This is a genomic window from Sorangium aterium, assembly GCF_028368935.1.
GTDB classification, from domain to species: domain Bacteria; phylum Myxococcota_A; class Polyangia; order Polyangiales; family Polyangiaceae; genus Sorangium; species Sorangium atrum.
In genome coordinates this window covers 1990592-2012862 of record NZ_JAQNDK010000002.1, presented here as the reverse complement: position 1 = coordinate 2012862, position 22271 = coordinate 1990592, and the positions used below count along the sequence as shown (strand labels likewise).

Genomic DNA, 22271 nt, shown 5'->3' with positions numbered 1-22271 from the left:
GCTGAACCACCGCGCTGGCTCGCATAAAGCGAGCCACGGCGCAGCGGCGCGCCTGCGGACGGGGGTCCTGTCGGCCACGCCGAGCGCGAACGGGGTGCTCTGCCCCACCGTGGCGGTCTGTCTCGGCGCGCGGAGCGACCACGGCGACCGCGGACCGGGCGCGGCCGGCACCCCCGCCGAGCGCGGGCCGGGCGCGGCCGGCGCCCCTGACGGAGCGCGGGCCGCCGCTCGTCCGCGACCCCGCTGGCACCGCCGCCCGCGCCGATGTCTACTCCTCTCGATGCTCCCCTCGTCCCCCGGGCCGCTCCTCGGCGCGAGCTTCGTCCGCGAGCTCGAGGTGCTCCAGCGGCGGCTCGAGATCCGCGCTCGCTCCGGCGGCGCCGGCGAGCACCTCGCGCGGCGCCGCGGCGGCTCGGCCGAGTTCAAGGAGCACCGGGCGTACGCGCCCGGCGACGACATGCGGCGGATCGACTGGGCCGCCTACGCCCGCACCGGGGAGCCGGTGCTCAAGCTGTTCTGCGCCGAGGAGGACGTCATCGCCCGCATCGTCTGCGACGCGTCGGCGTCCCTCGACTTCGGGGAGCCGACGAAGCTCGACGCGGCCCGCCGGCTCGCGGCGGCGATCGGGTACATGTCGCTCGCGCGCTCCGAGCGCGCGCAGCTCTTCGTGGCGGGCGACGGCATCGCCCGCGAGCACGCGCCGGTGCGCGGGCGCGCAGGGCTCGCCGCGCTCCTCCGCGCCCTCGACGGCGTGAGGGCCTCCGGCGGGACGCACCTCGCGCGCGCCATCGACGCCGTCGTGCGGCAGAGCGCTCGGCCAGGCCTCCTCTGCGTCGTCTCCGACTTCTTCGACCCCGGCCCGGTCACCGCCGCGCTCGGGCGCGCGGCGCAGGCCGGCCACGACGTCGCGGCCCTCCAGGTCGTCGCCGCCGACGAGCTCGAGCCGAGCTTCGAGGGCGACCTGACGCTCGAGGACGCCGAGACCGGGGCGCTCGTCGACGTGACCCTGGACGCCGCGGCCCTCGCCGCCTACGCGGCCCGCTTCGCCGGCCTGTGCGAGGCGCTGCGCGCCTTCGCCCGCCGCCACGGCGCGACGTACGTGCGCGCGCGGAGCGACGAGCCGCTCGAGGGCGCCGTCCGCCGCTTCGTCGCGAGGGGCGTCGACTGACGTGGCCGCCCCGCTCGCACAGGCCTCCGCGGGCGCTCCGCTCGCGCTGCTCTCGCCCGGCGGCCTGTGGCTGCTCGCGCTGCTCGGCCCGCTCGTCCTGCTCTACATCCTCAAGATCAAGCGGAGCCGCCGGCGCGTCCCCTCGACGTGGCTCTGGGCCGCCGCGCAGCGCGACCTCATGGCGCGCGCGCCGTTCAGGAAGCTCATCGCGCAGCTGCCGCTCGTCCTGCAGGCGCTCGCGCTCGCGCTCCTCGCGCTCGCGCTCGCCCGCCCCGCCTCGCGTGGGCGCGAGCTCACCGGCGATCACGTGGCGATCGTCCTCGACACGAGCGCCTCGATGTCCGCGGCCGCTCGAGGGCCGGCCGGCGAGGCGACGACGCGCATCGAGCTCGCGAAGCAGCTCGCCAGGGACCTCCTCTCCGGCCTCGCCCCGGGCAGCGACGCGCTGATCGTCGAGGCGGGGCGCGACGCGCGCCTCGTCGCGGCGCTCGATCGCGATCTCGTCCGGCTCAAGGCGGCGATCGACCCCATCGCGGCGCGCGACGTCGAGGGCGATCTCGGGGCCGCGGTGGCGCTCGGGATCGACCGGCTCCGCCAGCTCGGCGGCGCCCGCCGGGTCGTCGCGATCACCGACGGCAACCTCGCCCGCCCCGCCTCGCTGCGCGGCGCGTCGCTGCCGGTGGAGGTCATCACCGTGGGTGCTCCGGTCGACAACGCCGCCATCGTCCGCGTCGACGTGCGCTCCGGGAGCGCAGCCGTTGACGTGAGCGGCGCGAGCGGCGCGGACGGCGCGCGATCGGAGCAGCGCGAGGAGGTGCAGGCCTTCCTCGTGGTCGCGAACTTCGGGGCGCAGCCGCGCGACGTGTACGTGACGATGCGGCAGGACAACGCGTCGGACGTGCTCGGCTCGCGGCGGGTGCTGGTCAAGCCGGGCGAGCGCCTCCCGGTCGTCGTCACGTTCCGCCCGTCGCCCGGCGACTACCGCAAGGGGCTCGTCTTCGAGCTCTCGCCGCGCGACGCGATGCCGCTCGACGACGTCGCCTACGGGCGCGTGCCGGCCGGCGACAAGCTCCCGGTGTTCCTCGCGTCGGCCGGCACGGGCCAGGGCGGCGACGCCCAGGGCGCGCAGCCGGGAGCGCCCTCCGGCGGCTCCGTCTGGCTCGAGCGGGCGCTCGCGTCCGACCCGATGACCTCGGTGACCTCGGGCGCGCTCGCGGATCTGCTCGGGAAGCCCGGGCTCGATCCCGACACGTTCGTCGTGATCGACGGCGCGTGCCCGCCCGATCCTCCGGGGGGCGATCTGCTGATCGTGAACCCGCCGCCCGGGCGCTGCGCCGGCACGCTCGTCGGACAGACGCTCGAGCGCCCCACGCTCACGTCGTGGGACACGGCGGATCCGCGGCTGCGCTTCCTGACGCTGGACGGCGTGAACCTCCGCGTGGCCTCGTCCCTCAAGCCGGAAGCGGCGACGCAGGAGCTGATCCGCGCCCAGGAGGGCACGATCGCGACCGACATCTCCACCGCCTCGCGGACAGGCACGCTGCTCGGCTTCGACGTCGGCGAGAGCGACTGGCCGCTCAAGGCCTCCTTCGTGCTCTTCGTGCGCAACCTGATCGAGCAGGCGCGAGCCCACCGCGCCCACGGCATCACAGGCCCCGCGCGCACCGGCGAGCCGCTGCGCGTGAGCGTCCCCGCGACCGCGCGGGACCTCCAGGCCACCGGCCCTGCAGGCGAGCGGATCGAGGTAGCGCAGCGCGCAGGCGTCGCGGTGATCGCGGAGACGCCCCGCGCCGGCTTCTACCGCCTCGCCTGGCAGGGACCGCAGGCCGGGTCCGTCGTCGTGCCGGCGAACCTCACGAGCGTCGCCGAGAGCGATCTCACGCCGAGGCCGCTCGTCGCGGAGGGGGGCGGCGAGGTCGCCGTCTCCAGCGCGGCGGGACAGCCGGACGCCCACGTCGAGTGGACCTGGGTGCTGGCGCTGGCGGCGCTCGGCTTCGTGCTCTTCGACGTCTGGTATTTCACGCGCGTGCCACTACGGTCGTGAACACTGCGGTTGCAGGGGCGCAATGTGCTCGACGAGCTCGACGAGCTCGCCGATGCACGCGAATCCCTGCTCGAGGGGCGGGGCGCACCCCCGGACGACGAACCACACCCTGCTCTGGACAACCACCCTCACAGTAATCCGGTGCATCTCCCCTCCGGTGGACTCTCGTATCCCCGGCTCTGAAGGTTCCTGGTAATCTCGATGAGCTTGGCTCCTGTCCTTTTCCACCGGCGGGCGTCGCCCGCGGGCGCATTCCCCGGAGGACCCATGGTTACCCAGGACCCCCCGTGCCGTTCCGGTCGCGGGTTCGCCGCCGGACCTCAGCACCCGCACCCTTCACCATGGGCCGCGCGCGCCGGCCTGGGTGGGTGGCCTCTCGGCAGCGCGGCGTTGCTCCTCGCGCTGCTCGCGGCAGCCTGCGCCGGGGGCGAGATCGGGGATGGCGCGAGCGGCGCCGGCGGCGGCGCGGGCAGCACGGGCGGCACGCGCAACCCGATCTGCGAGGTGGGCACGAGCGCCGGCGAGGTGCAGGCGCCCGAGCACCGGATGGTCCTGCCCGGGCAGACGAGCTGGTACGCGTCTCCTGTGGTGATGGACCTCGACGGCGACGGTCAGAACGAGCTCATCGCCGCTTACTATTCGCTCTTCGTCTTCGACTCGCGCGGGAAGGAGATCGATCGCGCCGAGGTCGGGGAGGACAGGATCTACGCGCCGCACGTGGTCGCCGACCTCGAGGGCGACGGCGCGATCGACATCGTTTATGGCAACGGTCATCAGGTGTTCGCATTCGAATGGAACGACGGGCTCTCGCTGAAAGCCGGGTGGCCGGTGGACACCACCACGGCCGGCAGCGCCCCCGAGGTGCGCGGGCTAGCCGCGGCGGATCTCGACGGCGACGGCACCATCGAGGTGGTGGCGACGACGACCCAGACCGCGACCACCGAGGACGGCGGCGCGCAGGTCTTCGTCTTCAGCGCGGATGGGTCGCTCTATCGCCCCGCAGGCACCGCCTTCGCGGCCTGGCCTCGGTACAACAACCAGAGCGGCCCGGGGAACGACGCCGATCGCAACGGTATGGGGCACTCGGGGTTCGGGTGTTATGGGCTCAACGTCGGCATCGGCAATATCGACGACGACCCGGAGCTGGAGATCCTGGCCACTTACGACAACCACCATATCCAGGCGTTCGACCACGACGGCGTGGCGATCGACGCCGCGCCATATTTCAAGAATCGCGAGGAGTCCTTCGCCGGCAAGCCGCTGACCTGGGGCCAGTTCATCCGCTGGGCGGACCCGAAGGTGGAGGGCGACCATTACCATCTCCATACCGGGACGTGGCCGCACCCCAGCTTCGCCGAGTGGCTGCAGTGGACCGCGTCGCCGCCGAACGTGGTCGATCTCGACGGGGACGGGCGGAACGAGGTCGTCGGCGTACCGAACGTCGAGATGCACGAGCCCTACGAGACGCAGGCGTATGCGGTGATGGTGCTCGAGGGCGCGCACGGCGACGGCAGCCGATCGGCGATGCGCAAACCCGGGTGGGAGACGCTGCCGCGGGGCGAGAGGCCGCTCGCGATCGACGGCTATTACCCGCCGAGCGGCGTGCCCTCGCCGACGACGGTGAACGTCCAGGGGGACGCGCGGCCCGAGATCATCGTCCCGATGAACGACGGCTACCTCTATGCGTTCGGCCCCGACGCGTCGCTCCTGTGGCGATACAACTACATGCACGGCAAATCGATCATGTTCGCGACCGAGGCCACCGTGGCCGACCTGAACCAGGACGGATCACCCGAGGTCTTGCTGGCGACCTATGGCGCTCCCGACGTGCTCGACTCGGGCAACCTCGTGATCCTCGGCGCGAACGGCGCGGTCCTGCACGACGTACCCCTGCCGAACCCCGGCAGCAACGGCAACGGCAACGGCGCGCCCGCCGCGCCGGCGGTGGGTGATCTCGACGGAGATGGCCAGCTCGAGGTCTTCGTGCAGACCTTCGAGCACGGGATGGATGTCTTCACGATCCCGGGTTCGGCGGCCAATTGCATGCTCTGGCCCACCTCGCGAGGCGGCCCGCTGCGCACGGGTCAGCCCTCGCGGTGACCCGCGCTCGTATGGCGGGCGCCGGCCGCTCCATGGGCTCTCAAGGGCAGGCCGTCTGCTCGCCGTGAGGCCGGCCCCGGGACCCCCGGTGCACCCGGCGGCGCGACGACCACCGGCGGCTCGGCCGGCCCCGCTCCTCCACCCAGGAAACGCGCGGCGTCGCGCCGTTGCCCGCAGGCACACAGGGCTCCTCGCAAGGAAGCCACTCCCCCTCGAGCGACACGCCGCGCGCGTCCTCCCGGACGCCCCGCGCCCGGAGCCACGCCGCGAGCGCCTCGCCGAGCTCGCGCATGCTCGACCAGCGCGACGACGGCTCCTTCCGCAGCCCGCGCTCCACGATCGCCCAGAGATCCGCGTCGAGGCCGCACGTGTCGACGAGCGACGGCACCGCGTCCTGCAGCACCGCCCGCAGGCCGTCCAGCGCGTTCCTCGATGAGAACGGGGGCCGGCCCGACAGGAGCTCGTACAGCATCGCGCAGAGCGACCAGACATCGGCGCGGCGATCGATGTCAGGGACGGCGAGGACCTGCTCCGGCGGCATGTAATCCGGGGTGCCGAAGACCTCGAAGCTCGCCGACGCGTTGCTCGCCTCGCGCTCGGAGACGAGCTTCGCGACGCCGAAATCGACGATCTTCGGCTGGAGCCGGCCGCCGCCGTGGCGCACCAGCATCACGTTGTCCGGCTTGAGGTCGCGGTGGACGACCCCCTTCTCGTGCACCGCGTGCATCGCGCCCGCGACCGGGAGCAGCAGCGCGATCGCCCGCTCCGGCGTCATCGCCGCCTCGCGCGAGAGCGCGCTCCTCAGCGACTCGCCCTCGATGAGCTCCATCACCAGGTAGGGGTCCCCCGCCGCGGTCTCGCCGAGATCGAAGATCCGGACGACCTCCGCGTGGTTCAGCCGGCCCGCGGCGCGCGCCTCGCGGACGAAGTACTCCGCGAGCTCCGGCGACCGGAGCTCGGGCCGCATTAGCTTGATCGCGACCTCCGACCCGAGCGCCACGTGCGTCGCGACCCAGACCGTGCCCATCGCCCCCTCGCCGATCCTGCGGACCAGCCGGTACTTGCCCGCGACGAGATCCCCGTCCTGGTAGTGCGCGCTGCGCGCGGGCTCACCGAACCCCTCATCGAGATCCCATGTGCCGCCGTCCGTGCCGCTCCAGGTGTCCGTGGTCTCGATGCGCGACATGATGTCTCCTGCCCCGGCTGCGCGGCCTCGCCGCGCCCATGCCCGCGCTCAAGCAGACAGCGTGCCATCCCTGACAAACATGGAAAGGTGCTCTGATGCGCCGGAGCGCCCCATGAAACCCGCACGACACCGACAGAGACGCCCCATGGCTTCGCCGATGGGGCACTCGGCCACACCCGCCGAAGCGGCGTCCCCGGGCCCGCGTAAAGATGATTTACTGCGGCTCCCCCGCATGCGGACCGAACGGAGGCGTCCCTGATCCCGGCGGCCGCGCTGCGCGCCCTCCCCTACGCCGCCACGCTCGCCGGCGCGCTCGTCTTCGCGGCGCTGCTGCGCCTCGCCCTCCGGCGCGGCGCGCTCCGCCGCCCGATCCTGCTCGGCTGGATGGTGGCTGGCGCCCTGCCGGCGCTCTACGTGGGCCTCGTCTGGTGCGGCCTGCTCCCGGACGCCTATCTGCGGCTCGCGCGGCCCTGGGGCGCGCTGCTCGCGCTGGGCGCCACGTCGTTCATCGCGCTCCGGTACCTCGCGCTCGCGCTCGCCTCGGCGCACGCTCGCCGGCAGGGGGCGTGGCGCTCGCGGCTCGGCGACCTCCTCGCCCCCTTCGCCGCGTTCGCCGCAGCCATGGCCGCGGCCGGGCCAGAGCTTGGCCGGCCACTCGACCGGCTCACCGTCCTGGTCGCAATCGATCGCAGCCGCTCGATCGACCTCGTGCCGAGCGCCGATCGGCGCGTCGCGCAGGAGCTCTCCGTCGCCGAGCTCGGTATGCGCGAGGACGATCGGATCGCCACCATCGCGTTCGCCGCGGGCGCGGCGACCGAGGATCCGCCGCGCCCGCGCTCGCAGCTCGCGGCGCCGCAGCGGGTCGCGCTCGGCCGCGATGGGACGGACCTCGCCGCCGGCATCCGGCGCGCGCTCGCCGAGGTGCCGCCGGACTCCGCGGCGCGCGTCGTGCTGCTCAGCGACGGCGTCGCGACCCGCGGCGACACGATGGCCGCGGCCGCCGCCGCCGTCGCCGCCGGCCTCCCTGTCGACGTGATCCCGCTGGAGCAGCGGCTCGTCCCCGACGTCCGCGTGGTCGCCCTCCGCGCGCCCGCGCGGGCCGACGAGGGCGAGGCGCTCGATCTGCGGCTCGTCACCTCGTCGCCGTCCCCGGCCGAGGTCGAGATCCGCCTCCGCCGCGACGGCGAGCTCATCGCCCGCACCGAGGCCTCGATCGCCGCGGGAGAAGACGTGCTGCGCATCCGGGAGAAGGCGCCGGGGCCCGGGCTGCACCGCTACGACGTCGAGATCACCGCGAAGGATCCGAGGCTCGACGAGTCCGCCGAGGACAACGCGGCGAGCGCGTTCCTGCGCGTCCGCGGGGCCGCGGCGGCCCTCGTGCTGGAGGGCGACGCCGGGCAGGGCGCGTTCATCGCGCGGGCGCTCGCGGACGGCGCGTTCCGCGTGGACGAGGGCGGCCTGAGCCGCGTCCCCGCCGATCTCGGGGAGCTCGCCGGCTACGACGTCGTGGTGCTCAGCGACATCCGCGCGTCGGATCTCTCGCCTGGCCAGATCGACGCGCTCGCGAGCTACGTCCGCGATCTCGGCGGCGGGCTCATCCTGATGGGCGGCGATCGGAGCATGGGGCCGGGCGGCTATGCGCGGACGCCGCTCGAGGAGATCTCGCCCGTCGCGTTCGACCTGAAGCAGGAGCGGCGGCGGGCGAGCCTGGCCGAGGTGATCGGCATCGACATCTCTGGGTCGATGGCGGCGACCGCCGGCGCGCACACGAAGCTCGAGCTCGCCAACGAGGCCGCCGCCCGGTCGGCCTCGCTGCTCGGCGCCGGCGATCGGCTCGGCGTCGCGCACGTCGACACGGCGGTGCGGTGGAGCGTGCCGCTCGGGCCGGTCACGAACGGCGCCGCGATCGACAAGGCGATCCGCGCCGTGGGCCCGGGCGGCGGCGGCATCTACGTCGACATCACCCTCGAGGCGGCGTACCAGGCGCTCGACCGGGACACCTCGAGCCTGAAGCACGTGCTGCTCTTCGCCGACGGGTCGGACGCGGAGAACATGGGGCCGTGCCGCGCGATGGTGGAGGCGGCGATGCGCCGCGGGACGACGACGAGCGTCGTGGCGCTGGGCCAGGGCAACGACGTGCCGGAGCTCGAGGCGCTGTCGCGCATCGGCGGTGGTCGCTTCTACCTCGTCGAGGACGCCACGCGGCTGCCCGCGGTGTTCACGCAGGAGACCATCATGGCGGCGAAGAGCGCGATCGTGGAGGAGCCGTTCCGCGTGGCGCTGGGCGCGCCGTCGTCGATCACCGCCGGCGTGCCGTTCGGCGAGGCGCCGGCGCTCGGGGGCTACGTGGTGACGGTCCCCAAGAGCCGATCGACGGTGCTGCTGTCCGGGCCGGAGGGCGATCCGGTGCTCGCTGTGTGGTCGGCGGGGCTCGGCCGGGCCGCCGCGTTCACGAGCGATCTCAAGGGCCGCTGGGGCGCCGCGTGGACGCGCTGGCCCGGCGCGGCGCGGATGATCGCGCAGGCCGCGCGCGACGTGACGCGCAAGGAGGAGGATCCGCGCGTGCGCCTGGAGGCGGACGCGTCGGGCGGCGAGCTGTCGGTGCGGGCGAGCGTGATCGGCGACGACGGGCGCGCGCAGTCGTTCCGCCGGCTGGTCGTGCACGTCGCGGGGCCCGACGGCTTCTCGCGAGAGCTCCCGCTCGAGGCGACGGGCGCGGGGGCGTACACGGCGAAGCTGCCGCTCTCGCGGCCGGGGACCTACGTGGCGGTTGCGCGGGACGAGCTCACGGGGGAGGCGGTCGGGACGACGGGGGCGGCGATGACCGCCGGCGAGGAGCTGCGCCCGACGGGCAGCGATCTGTCGCTGCTCGGGCGGATCGCGGAGTTCACCGGGGGCAAGCGGCGCGACACGCTCGCGGGCATCTTCGAGGATCGGGCCTCGAAGCGCTTCGCGTACCGGAACGCGACGCCGAGCCTGGTGTTCTTCGCCGCGCTCGCGCTGCTGCTCGCGGTGGCGGCGCGGCGGCTCGCGTTGCCGGAGGCGGCGGCGGCGTGGATCGCGCGGGCGGGAGAGCGGCTCCGCGCGGCGCGGTGGGAAGCCGCCACAGAGCCGGCCGGCGCGGGTGCGACCGTGGGGGCGCTGCTGTCGGCTCGGGAGCGGGGGCGCGCGCAGCGCGAGGGCACGGAGGCGGGACCGAAGCTGCGCGATGACGGGCGCGGCGAGGGCGCGCAGGCGAGCCCGGCACCGCGCGCCGGTGAGCGCGGCGACGGAGCGCAGGCGGGGGCGATGCCAGGGAGGACAGCGCCGCTGGCAGGGACGATGCCAGGGAGGACAGCGCCGCCGGCGGGGGCGCCGGGACGTCAACCTGGGTCGGCGGCGTCGGGGCCTCAACCTGGTTCGTGGCCTCGACCTGAGCCGGCGGTGGGGCCTCAACCTGCGCCCCCGGGGGGCGGACACGCAACGGGCGCGGGCGGCGCGGCGCCGGAGGGACGACCGCTCACGGCGGCGGAGAAGATCTTGGCGCGACGTCGTGGGCGGAGGTGACGCGACGGAGCGCGGCCGTGCCGCGCACGTCTGCGAGATGCCGCGCTTCGTGGCGCGCGAGGATCTCGGCGGCCTGAGCACGGTCCCTTCGCCGCCAGGACCGGTGAGGCCGGCGTCGTGTCCGCGTCGTGCGGGCCTCGATTGCATTCCCGGCGGGGCGTGGGTGAACCTGCTGCTGTCGCCATGAGCAAGGTCACGGCGCTGGGTCTGGATACCGTGCACGAGGGCTCTGGCCACCAGATGACTGGCATGGCGGTGAGCGTGTGCACCACGCCGGCCGCGCCGAGCCCTCTTCCGATCCCCTATCCGACGATGGGCACGGTGGCCGAAGGGATCATCGACGCGCCGATGCGGACGACGATCGAAGGTAGGAAGATCCTGACGGTCGGCGGGTGCATGAAGGCGTGTCACGGCAACGAGCCAGGCACCATGAGAGAGGTGCTGAGCCTCAACACGGGCGGCCCCTGCTTCCCGTGGCTCGGCGCGCCGAACGTGCTCGTCGAGCTTGGAATGGCCGGGATCACCGGCAGCATGGGGCAGATGAACAAGTCGGTCACCGCCGGCGCCGGGACGGCGGCGAGCGGGGCGGGCGGCGCCGGGGGCGCGGGCGGCGGCGGAGGAGGCCGCGGCGCGGGGGCGCCGGGAGGCGGCGGGCCGAGCGCGCCGGGAGGCGGCGGTGGGGGCGGCGGCGGGCGCAGCCACAAGGGGGCGAAGGCGGGCAAGTCGTCGTCGCCGCCGGTGGAGCAGTGCACGACCGAGGGGCACCCGGTCGACGCCACGGACGGCGCGGTGGTCGACACGGCGACGGACCTCTCGGTCCCGGGGATGATCCCGCTCGTGTGGGCGCGGCATTATCGCTCGTCGCGTCACGGGGAGCGAGACGCGGCGCTGGGGCCTGGCTGGGCATTCTCGTACGAGCAATGGATCGAGGAGGGCGAGCAGGTCCTCGCGCTGCGCGACGGCGAGGGGCGGTGGATCTGGTTCGAGAAGGTGGAGCCCGGGGAGAGCGCGTTCCACCGGCGCGAGCGGCTGGAGCTGCATCGAGAGGGAGCGCGGGAGTACCGGGTGGTGGAGCTCCGGTCGCGGCAGGTGCGGCTGTTCGCGGCGGAGGACGGCTCGGCGAGGGCGCTGCTGCGCGCGATCCGGGATGTCCACGGCAACGAGGTGCGGCTGCACTACGAAGGCGAGCGGCTCGTCCGGGTCGTCGACACGGCGGGGCGAGAGCTCAAGGTGCGGTGGAAGGACGGGCGGATCACGCGCCTGGAGCTGTGGGCGGAGCGGCGGCTTGGGCAGTGGGTGGACTACCGTTACGATCGCGCGGGGTGCCTGATCGCGGCGGTCGACGCGGTGGGCGGCGTGGAGGCGTACGAGGTCGACGTCCGGCACCGGATGACCGCGACGACGCTGAAGAACGGCGAGCGGTTCTGGTACGCCTACGAGGACCACCACGGGCACCGGTGCAGGAAGACCGGCGGGCGGGACGGGTTGCACGAGGTGGAGCTCCGGCGCGACGCGCAGGGGCAGACGACCGAGGTCCGAGGCGTGGAGCCGCGGGTGTACAGCTGGAACGCCGACGGCCTTGTGACGCGCGCGGCGCTGCCCGACGGGACGGCGCTGTGGGAGCGGGCGTACGACGAGGACGCGCTCCTCGTCGCGGAGGCGAACGGCGCGGGCGAGGGGATGCAGCGCTGGTACGACGCGCGCGGGAACGCGATCCGCGAGGTGGACGCGCTCGGCAACGAGACGCGGTGGGAGCACGATGGCGATCTCGTGGTGCGCGAGATCAGCCCCGAGGGGCTCGTCACGCAGGTGGTACGCGACGCGCGCGGCGGGGTGAGCGCGGTGCTGCTGCCGACCGGCGAGGCGACCTCGTTCGCGCGCGACGAGCGCGGGCGGGTCACCGGCGTGTACGGGCACGGGGGTGGGCACGAGGGCTTGCTGCTCGGCCATGAGCACGACGCGCAGCACGACGTGATCGCGGAGACGGACGCGCGCGGCGCGCGGACGGCGTACGCGTACGACGCGATGGGCCGGCCCATGTCGCGGACCGACGCGCTGGGGCGGACCACGCGCGTGGCGTACGACCCGATGGGGCGGCCGGTGCGCGTGGAGCGGCCCGACGGGACGAGGACCGTCGCGACTTATGATCGCATGGGCAACCCGGCGCGCCTGGTCGATGCGCTGGGGCAGACGACGCAGCTCGCGTACGAGGGCACGGGCGTGCTGGCCCAGATCGTCGAGCCGGGCGGGGGCGTGTGGAGGTTCGCATACACGCACAAGGAGCGGCTCCGCGCCGTCACCAACCCGAAGGGCGAGAGGTACGTCTTTCACTACGACGCCGCGGGCCGGGTGGCGCAGGAGGACACGTTCGATGGGCGCACGCTGCGCTACGACTACCGCAGCTCGGGGCGGCTCGGGCGCGTCGAGCAGGCGGCGGACGGGACGTGGCGCGACCTGTTCTACGATCGCGCGGGGAACCTCACGGCCGACGAGACGCCCGATGGGGCGATCGGCTACGCGCGCGACCGGATGGGGCGGCTGCTCGGGGCCGTGCTCGAGGAGTCGAGCGGGCAGCGCATCGAGACGTGGTTCGAGCGCGACAGGTTCGGGCGCGTTGTGTGCGAGCGGCAGGGCGACGAGGCGGTGCGGTACGCCTACGACGCGCGTGGGCGGCGCACCGAGCGCGTGATGCCGGACGGGGCGAGGACGCGGTATGCGTACGACGCGCTCGATGCGCTGAGCGCGATCGAGCACGACGGGCACCGCTTGCGGATCGAGCGCGACGCGCTGGGACGCGAGGTCCAGCGGACGAGCCGCACGCTGCGCGAGGGCGACGGAGATACGGCGGCCGAGGCGGCGGCGATCGCGGTGCGGAGCAGCTACGACGCGATGGACCGGCTGATCGACCAGCGCGCGACGGCGCCGGCTCCCGGGGCACCCAAGGCGCTCGTCGCACGGCAGTGGCTCTACGACGCACGCGGGCGCGTCGAGCGCATCGATGACGCGCGCTGGGGGACGACGGCGTACCGTTACGACCGCGCCGACCGATTGCTGTCGGCGCAGCGCGGGCATGTGCGCGAGGTGTTCACGTACGACCCGGCCGGCTCGATCACGGGCATGCTCGCGGAGCTCGCCGAGCGCAGCAGCGTCGGGCTGCTCGCCGACGCATCGCGCTCATCGCAGGACTGGATGCAGCCGTCGTGGCAGATCGAGCGCGGCGGCGTGCTCCGCCGGACCGAGACAGCGGCGTACGAGGTCGACGCGCGCGGGCGGCGCACCGCCAAGGTGGAGCTCGCGCGCTACCGAGAGAGCCACCCGAACGGCGGCGCCGTGACCGAGGAGGAGCTGACCCGGTACACCTGGGACTGCCGCGACCGGCTGCGCGAGGTGCGCCTGCCGGATGGCGCTCGAGTCGTCATGACCTATGACGCCTTCGGGCGGCGCGTACGCAAGGAGGTGATCGGCACTGCCGCGGCCGACCCGCCGCGCGTGGTGGAGTTCGTGTGGGATGGGGATGTGCTGGCGGCGGACGTGGACAGCGAGCGAGGCGCGCGGACCTTCGTGCATGCGCCGGGGACGTTCGTGCCGCTGCTCCAGCAGCAGGACGGGCGCGTGCTCACGTACGTCAACGATCACCTCGGCGCGCCCAAGGAGCTGCTCGACCCGCAGGGCCTCGTGGCGTGGGCGGCGGCGCACTCCGCCTGGGGCAAGGTCACCGAGGTGTGGCGCGATCCGATCAGCGTGCTCAACCACAGGACCACCGTGGAGTCGCCGTTCAGGCTCCTGGGGCAGTACGCCGACGAGGAGACGGGGCTCTGCTATACGCGCTTCCGGTTCTTCGATCCGGAGATCGGGGGGTGGTGCAGCCCGGATCCGCTGGGCATACGTGGCGGCCCGGGACTATTCCGACTTGACGGTAGTCCAACCAGCAGCATCGATCCTTTCGGCTTAAGCAGCTATACGCCAAGCGATGTCAATGCACTTATTGCCGACAGCAATCCAGAGTTCCCGCTGACTCAGGAAAATGCCGAGAACATCCTAGGGACCGGCCCTACAGGCTCGACCGCAAGGGTTGCTGGCTCTGGCGGTGCAGGAGCTGACGTCACGTTCGAGGATCCGCACGGCAATATTGTTGGGCGCCGAGAGGTGAAGTGCATAGGCGGGAGCTCGCAAGGAGCTTTCAACAAGCAAGTGAGCCATGCTGCAAAAGCTCAAGCCGGCAGCGGCGGAGAAGTATTTGTTCAGGTCAAACGTAGCACAAGCCCCGACGACGCAAGCAGAATGGTCGCCCGCTTTCGAGGCTCACGAACCTCAGACGACCTGGCCAAGTACTCCGGCACCAAGCTCGTTATTACAGACACAGACGGGAACACTTTGTACAGTGGACCATTAAGCTGCAACGGTGGACAATGAGCCGTTACGCGTATCTCACATGCGTCGAGTGCAGTGTCGCCCTGTGGCTCGGAAAGGCGATATATAAGGGCGACAGGGTCGATCGATTCCACATAGGCCAGGAGAGCGACCCAGCAAACTCGCTCAACAACAAGCTCAACCGGGTGATATGGAAATTCCTTGCCGACCATGCAGGCCACGCGATTCGCGTAATCGTCGAGGGCGACGCCGATTTTGATAGCATCGGAGACTATCAAGAGATTGGCGGCGACGAGATTGTGAGCATCTCAATTGATGACTATTTAAGCGGCTGGACCGGGTGAGGAGAGCATGTACGCGGCCTGCGATTCGCCGACCAGCGACGGCTCCACACCCCCGCCATGCCAAAGAAGTCGCTACTCCTGCACCAGCTTATGAGGCGATCACCTGGTGATGCATGCCGGGAGTTTGGTGACGCATGCTGGGATGTGTTGAGGAGGCATCGGCGCGACTTCCACGCACGACAGGACCGGACGACCCGTATCGCAGACCGACGCGCTCGGGCGGACGACGACGCGGCAGGCTGCGCTACGGATACCGCAGCTCGGGCGCATCGAGATCGCGACGGACAAGACGTGGCGCACTTGTTCTATGACCGCTCGGGCAACCTGATCGGCGACGAGATGCCGGATGGGGTGATCGGCTACGCGCGCGACCGGATGGGGCGGCTGGTCGGCGCCGTGCTGGAGGAGGAGAACGGGCAGCGCATCGAGACGTGGTTCGAGCGCGACGCGTTCGGGCGCGTCGTGTGCGAGCGGCAAGGCGACAGGACGGTGCAGTACGCCTACGATCCGGCCGGCTCGATCACGCGCATGCTCGCGGAGCTCGCGGAGCCCAGCAACTTAGGGCTGCTCGCGGAGGCATCGCGGTCATCACAGGACTGGATGCAGCCGTCGTGGCAGATCGAGCGCGGCGGCGTGCTGCGCAAGACCGAGACGGCGGCCTACGAAATCGACGCGCGCGGGCGGCGGACCGCCAAGGTGGACCTGGCACACTACCGAGAGAACCACCCCGGCAGCGGCGCCGCGACCGAGCAGGACATGACCCGCTACGTCTGGGACTGCCGCGACCGGCTGCGCGAAGTGCGCCTGCCCGATGGCGCCCGCGTCGTCATGACCTATGACGCCTTTGGCAGGCGGGTGCGCAAGGAGGTGATCGGCACCGCCACGGTCGATCTGCCGCGCGTGGTGGAGTTCGTCTGGGATGGCGATGTGCTGGCGGCCGACATCGGCAGGGAGCGGGGGGCACGAACGTTCGTCCATGCGCCGGGGACCTTCGTGCCGCTCCTGCAGCAGCAGGACGGGAGCGTGCTCACCTATGTCAACGACCACCTCGGCACGCCCAAGGAGCTGCTCGATCCGCGCGGGCTCGTGGCGTGGGCGGCCGCGCACTCGGCCTGGGGCGAGGTCTTGGAGGAGCAGCGCGATCCGATCAGCGTCCTCAACCACAGGACCACGGTGGAGTCGCCGTTCAGGCTGCTCGGGCAGTACGCCGATGCCGAGATGGGGCTCTGCTACACGCGGTTCCGGTTCTTCGATCCGGAGATCGGCGGGTGGTGCAGCCCTGACCCGCTTGGAGCAGCGGGAGGCCTACACTTGTTCGCGTTTGATGGCAGCCCGACCACGCAGTTCGATCCCCTTGGCCTTGCCAAGGGCAAGGTCCTCGGAGAGGCAGGAAAGGCGTGGGAGGAAGATGTCAGAAGAATCAGCGGAGGCACATCTCAGATTATTGAGGGGCGCGAAATCGACTCGGTAACATCCGCAGAACTCATCCAGGCGAAAGACTCGCCGACCGCGGTCGACAAGCCGAAGAACTTCCTCAGCAAGAGCACGAGAAACCAGATCAAGGAAACGGTCCGCCTCGCCGACGACCACGGCAAAAAGCCCGTCTATTGGTTCAAAGAGGAACCGCACCCAGAAGTGCGGAGCTACATCGAAGACAAGGGCGCCGAAGTACGCATCGGCCTATCCCCACCGACGCAGGGGAAGTGCTCCTCTTGACACTCAAAGCTCGAACAGGACTGACACGAATCAACAACCGAGCCCTCAGGCGCACCATGTCGTATTTTTACTCGGTCCGTGGCTGGCTGGAAGCATCACCCAGCGACTTCCCGAAGATTGTATCCACCATCACCGCTCTTCGCGAGCGGTGGCAGAGCCACGACAAAGAGCGGCTCTACATGAAGGGCTGGTGCTGGAGCGATGAGCCCATCAACTGGACACGGTATCTGTTCTATGGCGCAGATATCACAGAGGAAGGCCTGACATTGCTCTGCGACACGATCCATGAGATTGCACTCCTGAAGGTCGAAATTTCAGGATATTTCCACGCACGAGGGGAAGACGGGGAGAACATCATCGTTTACAAGGTCGACAATGACGTGTTGACCGAGGAAAGAGTGTCAGCTCGGGGCTCAGCTTGAGAAAGGTGAGCGCTCCACGATTCAGACGGGATCCTTGTTGCAGAGCGCGGGGCGCAGGTCGGGGCCGATCCATTCGACGCGATCCGGGGGAGATGGCCGACATGGACCAGGGGATGGTGAAGCAGATCCACGGCGCTGCGAACCAGCACGGTCAATCATGGGGCGCAGCGCGAATGAATTGCGTCGACGGCTCATTCGCCTTTAAAGGCGAGGGCGGTGGGCGCGAGCTGGTGATTGCACCCGACAGAACGATTCATGTCGGCCCGCCAGGGCTCATCAACACGGATCCGAAACAAATCACCTTTGACCGGAGCACATCACCGTCGCGGCTCCTCATGGGGCCGCCTAACTTTCCTGGCCCGCCGGGGACAAGGACGTTCTGATCCCATGGACAAACCTGACGTCATCGCGAACGGGCAAGAGGCGTTTCAACACCTTGACTCGATCACCGACCGATTCACGAGAATACTCGTCCATCAGGGTCTCATTGATCTACTGTCCTCGTATTGCCTGCTGCCTGGCGACTCTCCGCTGCACCTGGATATGCTCACATACACGCACTGCCTCGAGGCGATCTACGCCGACCGGGCGCGCGTCGCCATGATCGCGTCAGGCAGTTCGGGATCGATCGACCCTTCCGAGCTCCGCGCACGTGTTGCGGCAGCAGCGGCGGCTGGCGCGATCAAGCGCGCAAGCGAGGCGCTCGCTCACTGCGAGGCGCTGCCGGACGGACCAGTCCGGGAGCTCGAGCGCTTCGGGCTCGCGACATCGACGCAAGTCATTGCGGCTCGAGAGCCAGGCGTGCCCCCAGTCGACTTCTTGGTGCATGCACGGTTGCTCGAGGCCTCGTTTCAGAAAACCTACTTCGTCCAGCATGTAGCGGAAGGCAAGGACCCCTCGCCCTTTATCTGATGGCACGGATTCCGCCCGACCGACAGATGCGCGGCCGGAGCGTGGAACGGGTGATGCCGAACGGCGCGAGGACAACGCGCTCGATGCGCTGGTCGCGGTTGAGCACGACGCGCCGCACAACGTGATCGCGGAGACGGACGCGCGGGGCGCGCGGACGGCGTACGCGCACGACGGGATGGGCCGGCCCGTGTCGCGGACCACGCGCGCGGGCGCGTCCAGCGCGTCGACGACGTGCGCGTCGGGGGGCGACGGCGTACCGCTACGACAGAGGAAAGCGGGCGCCCGGCGAGGCGCACCGCGAGCGCTACGCGAGCGCTCCGCCGGCGTGCACCGGCGCTGCCGGATGCCCCGGCGGGAGCCCGATGCGCTGCCGCACCTGCGCGATGCCGACGCCCACGCCCCCTGCTGCGAGCGCGAGCGGCCAGGGCTTCCCGGTCGTCTGCCGGATGAAGGCGCGCACCCGCCCGACGTCCTCGAGGACCGCCGTCAGCCGCGCCGGATCGTTGAAGTTGTTCACGAAGGCGTTGGCGAGCGCCTGCTGCCCGCTCGTGTTGTCCGCCCGCCCGTCGCTGCCGTACTGCGCCATGAGGAAGTGGGCCATCGTGGGCGTCACCCCGGCGAGCAGGATGTTGTTGAACCGGTCGGTGGGCCCGCCGTGCCGCGCGTAGAAGCGATCGAAGGTGCGCGTCATCCACTCGGCGTCGAACGGGCGCTCGCCGTGCTGCACGATGCACTCGACCAGGTTGCGCGCCATCTTGTTGCCGCTGTTGGCGCCCTGGCCGCCGATCGGATCGATCGACATCGCCGTGTCACCCAGCGGCGTCACGATCCGGCCGGAGGGCAGCCGTCCGACGGGCTTGCGCACCGCGGGGACGACCCGCCCGTTCTGCCATCCGTGTTTGTCCGACAGCTCGGCTCCCTTGAACCACTGGTAGTCCCAGGGGATGAGCTCCTTCACCAGTCCCTTCGCGATCGCGATGATCTCCTCGCCTGACTTCGCGCCCTGGAACCTGTCGAGCGGCCCTCCGGGCACCGCCTCGACGAGACAGTTCCAGCTCGGTCCCACGTCCTTGTGGTGGTAGGGCACCCAGAACGCCTCCCCGATGCCCGCGAACAGGTTGAACTTGACCGGCAGCATGGGGATGCCGTCGAACCCGAGCTTCGGGCCGGTCACGCACATCATGACGACGTTGCGCTGCGCCTCCGTGTGGACGTTGCGCGCGGGGTCTCGCTCGAACAGGTTGCACAGCTCGCCGCGCCCCGCGGCGACCACGGTGAGGTCGTTCTCCGCGGCGATCGTGTCGAGCCGCGCGATCGTGACGGGCTCGATCACGATCTTGCCGCCCCGCCGCTCGAGCTCGAGCATCCACCGGTGGCTCTGGAGCCGGAGATCGATCGCGAAGAAGTGCTGCTCCAGGCGGCCCGCCAGCGTCAGGAGGCGGTTGCCCGGCGCGGCGCACGCGGTCAGCTGGGCCCCGTGGCCTCGGGGCGCGGCGTCTTCCCAGAAGGCCAGGCCGAGCTCGCGCTCGAACGCGAGCGCCACGTCGAAGCGCGCCGCGGTCCCGGTCGGCTTCGACTCGTTGAGCCACTGCTCGGGCGTGCGATCCGAGTAGAGCGTCACCTCGTAGCCGGCCTTCACCAGGCCGTGCGCCGCGAGCAGGCCGGCCTGTCCAGACCCCACGATAGCTATCTTCCGCATGAGGAACCCCCGGGTTGGGTTGGTCTGCGCTCGCCTCACGGGCGACGCGCGCCGAGCCATCCGAGTCGGTTCGCCGCCAGGGCCACAACGGGCGTCGCGAGCAAGGAAAGCCCAGTCAAGAGAGACCGTATCACCCGAGCCACCCCTGCAGGAAGCGCCCACCCCGCACGCCCGCACGCTCCGGTGCCGCGCATCGATCCCCGTTCCCCTCGCGCCGCGCATCCCGCCGGAGAGAGCCCTCGGGGGGAGGGGGTGTCGCGCGGGGGGCGAGGGGGAGGGCCCTACGAACCCGAGCGCCGGCCCGCATCGCAGCCAGTCCTCACGGACTCGCCAGCTCCGTACAGCAGGCCATTGCCACCAAAAGGCGCGAGTTCGTGGGAGGGCCCCCCTCGCCCCCCGCGCGACGCCCCCTCCCCCCGAGGGCTCCGCTGCAGTCAGTCCATGGGGGGAGCACCCCCGCCACCGAGCCCGCCCGCCGGTTGCGAGGCGCAGCCGCTTGGAGTAGCGTCCGCGCCGCCGCGGCCCCGGGCGATCCAGTTCGCCCAGCGCCAGCGGACGAGCCGGGCGTCTGGTGCGCGCCCCGGCTCGCGCGGCTCCCTCCGCGCACAGGAGACGAGAATGGCCCGAGGCTCGACAACGACGCGCAGCGAATCGGACGCTGCCGAATCGCTCATCGGACGGGGCGCCCGCATCCGCGGGCGTGTCCATGGCGACGGCTCGCTCCGGGTCGAGGGGAGCGTCGAGGGGAACATCCAGCTGGCTGGCGACCTGGAGATCGAGGACGGGGCGTCGGTCACGGGGGACGTCGAGGCGAGCTCGCTCGTCGTCTCCGGCCAGCTCACGGGGGACGTGGCGTCGCGCGGCCCCGTCACGATCCGGGCGACCGCGCAGTACGCCGGAAACGTGGGCGGCAGCGAGGTGATCCTCGAGGAAGGCGCGGCGTTCGCCGGCCGCATCGAGGCGGAGTTCGACCTCCCGGCCGAGCTCTCGGAGCGGACGACCGGCGGTCGCGGGCAGGCCCCCCGGCGTGAACCGGCAGGGCGGTAGCGCGCGTTGACGGACGAAGAATCGCGCCGCGAGGGCGCGGCGAGGAGCACGAACGTGGCGGGTACGATCATCGGAAACGGGCTCACGATCGAGGGCGAGATCACCTCCGACGAGGAGGTGATCGTCGCCGGCACGGTGCGCGGAAAGCTCACCGTCGAGGGGCCTCTCACCATCGACGCAGGGGCGCTGGTCGAAGCGGACATCGGGGCGGCGTCGCTCCAGGTGGGCGGCAACGTGACCGGCAACGTCACGGCGGCCGATCGCGTCGATCTCCTCGCCGGCGGTCGCCTCGTCGGCGACGTGAAGGCGTCGCGGCTGACCATCGCGGACGGAGCCTCGTTCAAGGGCAACGTCGACATGGACGTGTAGCCGATGGCCGCCCAGTCCTCGATCGGGCCGACGACGGCCATCCGCGGCAACGTGCAGGGCGACGGGGATCTCGAGATCCTCGGCCGCGTCGAGGGGAGCGTCGTCATGACCGGCGACGTGACCATCGGCGAGGGCGCGCTCATCCAGAGCGACGTCCGCGGGCGGCGCGTTGTCGTCCGCGGCGCCGTCGCCGGGAACATCTCCGGCGACGAGGCCGTGATCCTCGAGCCCGGCGCGCGCGTCGTCGGCGACCTCGGCGCGCCGCAGATCGGCATCCACGCCGGCGCGCTGGTGCGCGGCAACGTCACCACCGGCGCGCCGCTCGCCGCGGCCCCCGCCCCTGCCCCGGCGCGGGCCGCCGCCGCTGCACCTGCGCCGCGCGCCGCGGCGGCGCGGCCGGCGCGTGCGCCGGCGGAGCAGCGCGCGCCTGCGCCGCCCGCCCGGCCTGCGCCGCGCGCCGCGCCTGCCCCCGCGCGCCCCGCCCCGGCGGCGCGCCCCGCCCCGGTCGTCGAGGCGAGGCCCGCCCCTGCGCCGGAGCCGCGCCTCGCAGCCGTTCACGACGACGAGGAGGCCGACCTGTCGGCCTCGGCCGCCGGTGAGGGTGACGAGCCCGATGCGGCCGAGAGCACCGGCGGGCCGCCGCCGCCCGTGGTCCCCGCGCTCCGGAAGGGCGCCGCGAAGGCCTCGCTGCGCAAGCGGGGCGGCCGGTGAGCGCCGCCGGCGCCTCGGAGCGGGAGCGGCTCGTCGCGCTGCTGCGCGAGCGCTCGTTCGAGCAGAAGCGCGTCGTCCTCGCGTCCGGCCGGGAGAGCGACTTCTTCATCGACTGCAAGCAGTCGGTGCTGACCGCCGAGGGCCACGCCCTCGTCGGCTCGCTCATGTTCGAGGCGCTCGACGCGCTCCCGCGGTGCGAGGCCGTCGCCGGCGTCGAGCTCGGGGGGTGCCCCCTCGCGAGCGCGGTGTCGCTCACGAGCTTCCTGCGCGGCCGCCCCCTCCCCGCGCTCTACGTGCGCAAGGAGGTCAAGGACCACGGCTCGCGGCGCCTCGTCGAGGGCGATCGCGGCCTCGTGCCCGGGATGCCCGTCGCGATCCTCGAGGACGTGATCACGACGGGCGGCTCGACGCTGAAGGCGGTCGAGAAGCTGCGCACCGCGGGCGCCTCGGTGGTCGGCGTGATCGCCCTTGTCGACCGCCTCGAGGGCGGCGCGGAGGCGATCCGCGCGGCGGGGCTGCCGGTCGTCGCGATCTGCACCCGCCACGACTTCATCCCGGACAACCCGGCCGGCTGAGGCCGCGCGACGCGCGGCCGGCCGAGGCGACGGCGCGCTGCCCGCCGCCTCGGCCTGCTGT

General features: G+C 72.0%; 16 protein-coding genes. 14 read left to right on the top strand and 2 right to left on the bottom strand.

The window, feature by feature from the left end; translation table 11 throughout:
- Window positions 1–280: 280 nt before the first annotated feature.
- From POL72_RS22565 to POL72_RS22555, 3 genes are all read left to right on the top strand, one after another.
- The gene (locus tag POL72_RS22565; protein ID WP_272097571.1) at window positions 281–1168 is read left to right on the top strand and encodes a DUF58 domain-containing protein; all 888 of its coding nucleotides are present in this window, start codon (window positions 281–283) and stop codon (window positions 1166–1168) included.
- Between the two features lies 1 nt (window position 1169).
- Window positions 1170–3212, top strand: coding sequence for a vWA domain-containing protein (locus POL72_RS22560; protein WP_272097570.1), 2043 nt, complete (start codon window positions 1170–1172; stop codon window positions 3210–3212).
- Between the two features lie 390 nt (window positions 3213–3602).
- The gene (locus POL72_RS22555) at window positions 3603–5312 is read left to right on the top strand and encodes an FG-GAP repeat domain-containing protein (RefSeq protein ID WP_272097569.1); all 1710 of its coding nucleotides are present in this window, start codon (window positions 3603–3605) and stop codon (window positions 5310–5312) included.
- 40 nt (window positions 5313–5352) lie between these two features.
- Here POL72_RS22555 and POL72_RS22550 read toward each other — a convergent pair whose 3' ends face one another.
- A complete protein-coding gene (locus tag POL72_RS22550; RefSeq protein ID WP_272097568.1) occupies window positions 5353–6498 on the bottom strand; it encodes a serine/threonine-protein kinase in 1146 nt (381 codons plus the stop codon).
- 384 nt (window positions 6499–6882) lie between these two features.
- On the opposite strand from POL72_RS22550, the gene POL72_RS22545 reads away from it, so the two are divergent.
- The 7 genes from POL72_RS22545 (at window position 6883) to POL72_RS22515 (ending at window position 17809) form a co-directional block, all read left to right on the top strand.
- The gene (locus POL72_RS22545) at window positions 6883–10044 is read left to right on the top strand and encodes a VWA domain-containing protein (RefSeq protein WP_272097567.1); all 3162 of its coding nucleotides are present in this window, start codon (window positions 6883–6885) and stop codon (window positions 10042–10044) included.
- 183 nt (window positions 10045–10227) lie between these two features.
- Complete coding sequence (locus tag POL72_RS22540) at window positions 10228–14457, top strand: PAAR-like domain-containing protein (protein ID WP_272097566.1); 4230 nt, start codon at window positions 10228–10230, stop codon at window positions 14455–14457.
- A complete protein-coding gene (locus POL72_RS22535) occupies window positions 14454–14759 on the top strand; it encodes a hypothetical protein (RefSeq protein WP_272097565.1) in 306 nt (101 codons plus the stop codon). Before POL72_RS22540 ends, POL72_RS22535 begins: the two co-directional genes overlap by 4 nt.
- 300 nt (window positions 14760–15059) lie before the next feature.
- The gene (locus POL72_RS22530; protein WP_272097564.1) at window positions 15060–16475 is read left to right on the top strand and encodes a restriction endonuclease fold toxin; all 1416 of its coding nucleotides are present in this window, start codon (window positions 15060–15062) and stop codon (window positions 16473–16475) included.
- Window positions 16476–16531: 56 nt separating this feature from the next.
- Window positions 16532–16897, top strand: coding sequence for a hypothetical protein (locus POL72_RS22525; protein ID WP_272097563.1), 366 nt, complete (start codon window positions 16532–16534; stop codon window positions 16895–16897).
- 113 nt (window positions 16898–17010) lie between these two features.
- A complete protein-coding gene (locus POL72_RS22520; protein ID WP_272097562.1) occupies window positions 17011–17280 on the top strand; it encodes a hypothetical protein in 270 nt (89 codons plus the stop codon).
- Window positions 17281–17284: 4 nt separating this feature from the next.
- Entirely contained in the window at window positions 17285–17809 is a 525-nt protein-coding gene (locus tag POL72_RS22515) for a hypothetical protein (protein WP_272097561.1), read from the top strand.
- Window positions 17810–18113: 304 nt separating this feature from the next.
- Here POL72_RS22515 and POL72_RS22510 read toward each other — a convergent pair whose 3' ends face one another.
- Entirely contained in the window at window positions 18114–19490 is a 1377-nt protein-coding gene (locus POL72_RS22510; protein WP_272097560.1) for a styrene monooxygenase/indole monooxygenase family protein, read from the bottom strand.
- A 636-nt stretch (window positions 19491–20126) separates the two neighbouring features.
- Between POL72_RS22510 and POL72_RS22505 the strand changes: the two genes are divergently transcribed.
- Genes POL72_RS22505 through pyrE form a run of 4 tightly spaced genes read left to right on the top strand, consistent with a single transcriptional unit; the run spans window position 20127 to window position 22210 of the window.
- Window positions 20127–20555, top strand: coding sequence for a bactofilin family protein (locus tag POL72_RS22505; RefSeq protein ID WP_272097559.1), 429 nt, complete (start codon window positions 20127–20129; stop codon window positions 20553–20555).
- Between the two features lie 54 nt (window positions 20556–20609).
- Complete coding sequence (locus POL72_RS22500; protein ID WP_272097558.1) at window positions 20610–20924, top strand: bactofilin family protein; 315 nt, start codon at window positions 20610–20612, stop codon at window positions 20922–20924.
- A 3-nt stretch (window positions 20925–20927) separates the two neighbouring features.
- Complete coding sequence (locus tag POL72_RS22495; protein ID WP_272097557.1) at window positions 20928–21635, top strand: bactofilin family protein; 708 nt, start codon at window positions 20928–20930, stop codon at window positions 21633–21635.
- On the top strand, window positions 21632–22210 hold the full coding sequence (gene pyrE, locus POL72_RS22490) for an orotate phosphoribosyltransferase (protein ID WP_272097556.1): 579 nt from the start codon (window positions 21632–21634) through the stop codon (window positions 22208–22210). Before POL72_RS22495 ends, pyrE begins: the two co-directional genes overlap by 4 nt.
- Window positions 22211–22271: the final 61 nt, after the last annotated feature.

Coding starts and splice junctions, on each gene's coding strand:
- POL72_RS22565 (WP_272097571.1), top strand. CDS start 281: ATGCTCCCCTCGTCCCCCGGGCCGCTCCTCGGCGCGAGCTTCGTCCGC.
- POL72_RS22550 (WP_272097568.1), bottom strand. CDS start 6,498: ATGTCGCGCATCGAGACCACGGACACCTGGAGCGGCACGGACGGCGGC.
- POL72_RS22545 (WP_272097567.1), top strand. CDS start 6,883: ATGGTGGCTGGCGCCCTGCCGGCGCTCTACGTGGGCCTCGTCTGGTGC.
- POL72_RS22540 (WP_272097566.1), top strand. CDS start 10,228: ATGAGCAAGGTCACGGCGCTGGGTCTGGATACCGTGCACGAGGGCTCT.
- POL72_RS22535 (WP_272097565.1), top strand. CDS start 14,454: ATGAGCCGTTACGCGTATCTCACATGCGTCGAGTGCAGTGTCGCCCTG.
- POL72_RS22525 (WP_272097563.1), top strand. CDS start 16,532: ATGTCGTATTTTTACTCGGTCCGTGGCTGGCTGGAAGCATCACCCAGC.
- POL72_RS22520 (WP_272097562.1), top strand. CDS start 17,011: ATGGTGAAGCAGATCCACGGCGCTGCGAACCAGCACGGTCAATCATGG.
- POL72_RS22515 (WP_272097561.1), top strand. CDS start 17,285: ATGGACAAACCTGACGTCATCGCGAACGGGCAAGAGGCGTTTCAACAC.
- POL72_RS22505 (WP_272097559.1), top strand. CDS start 20,127: ATGGCCCGAGGCTCGACAACGACGCGCAGCGAATCGGACGCTGCCGAA.
- POL72_RS22495 (WP_272097557.1), top strand. CDS start 20,928: ATGGCCGCCCAGTCCTCGATCGGGCCGACGACGGCCATCCGCGGCAAC.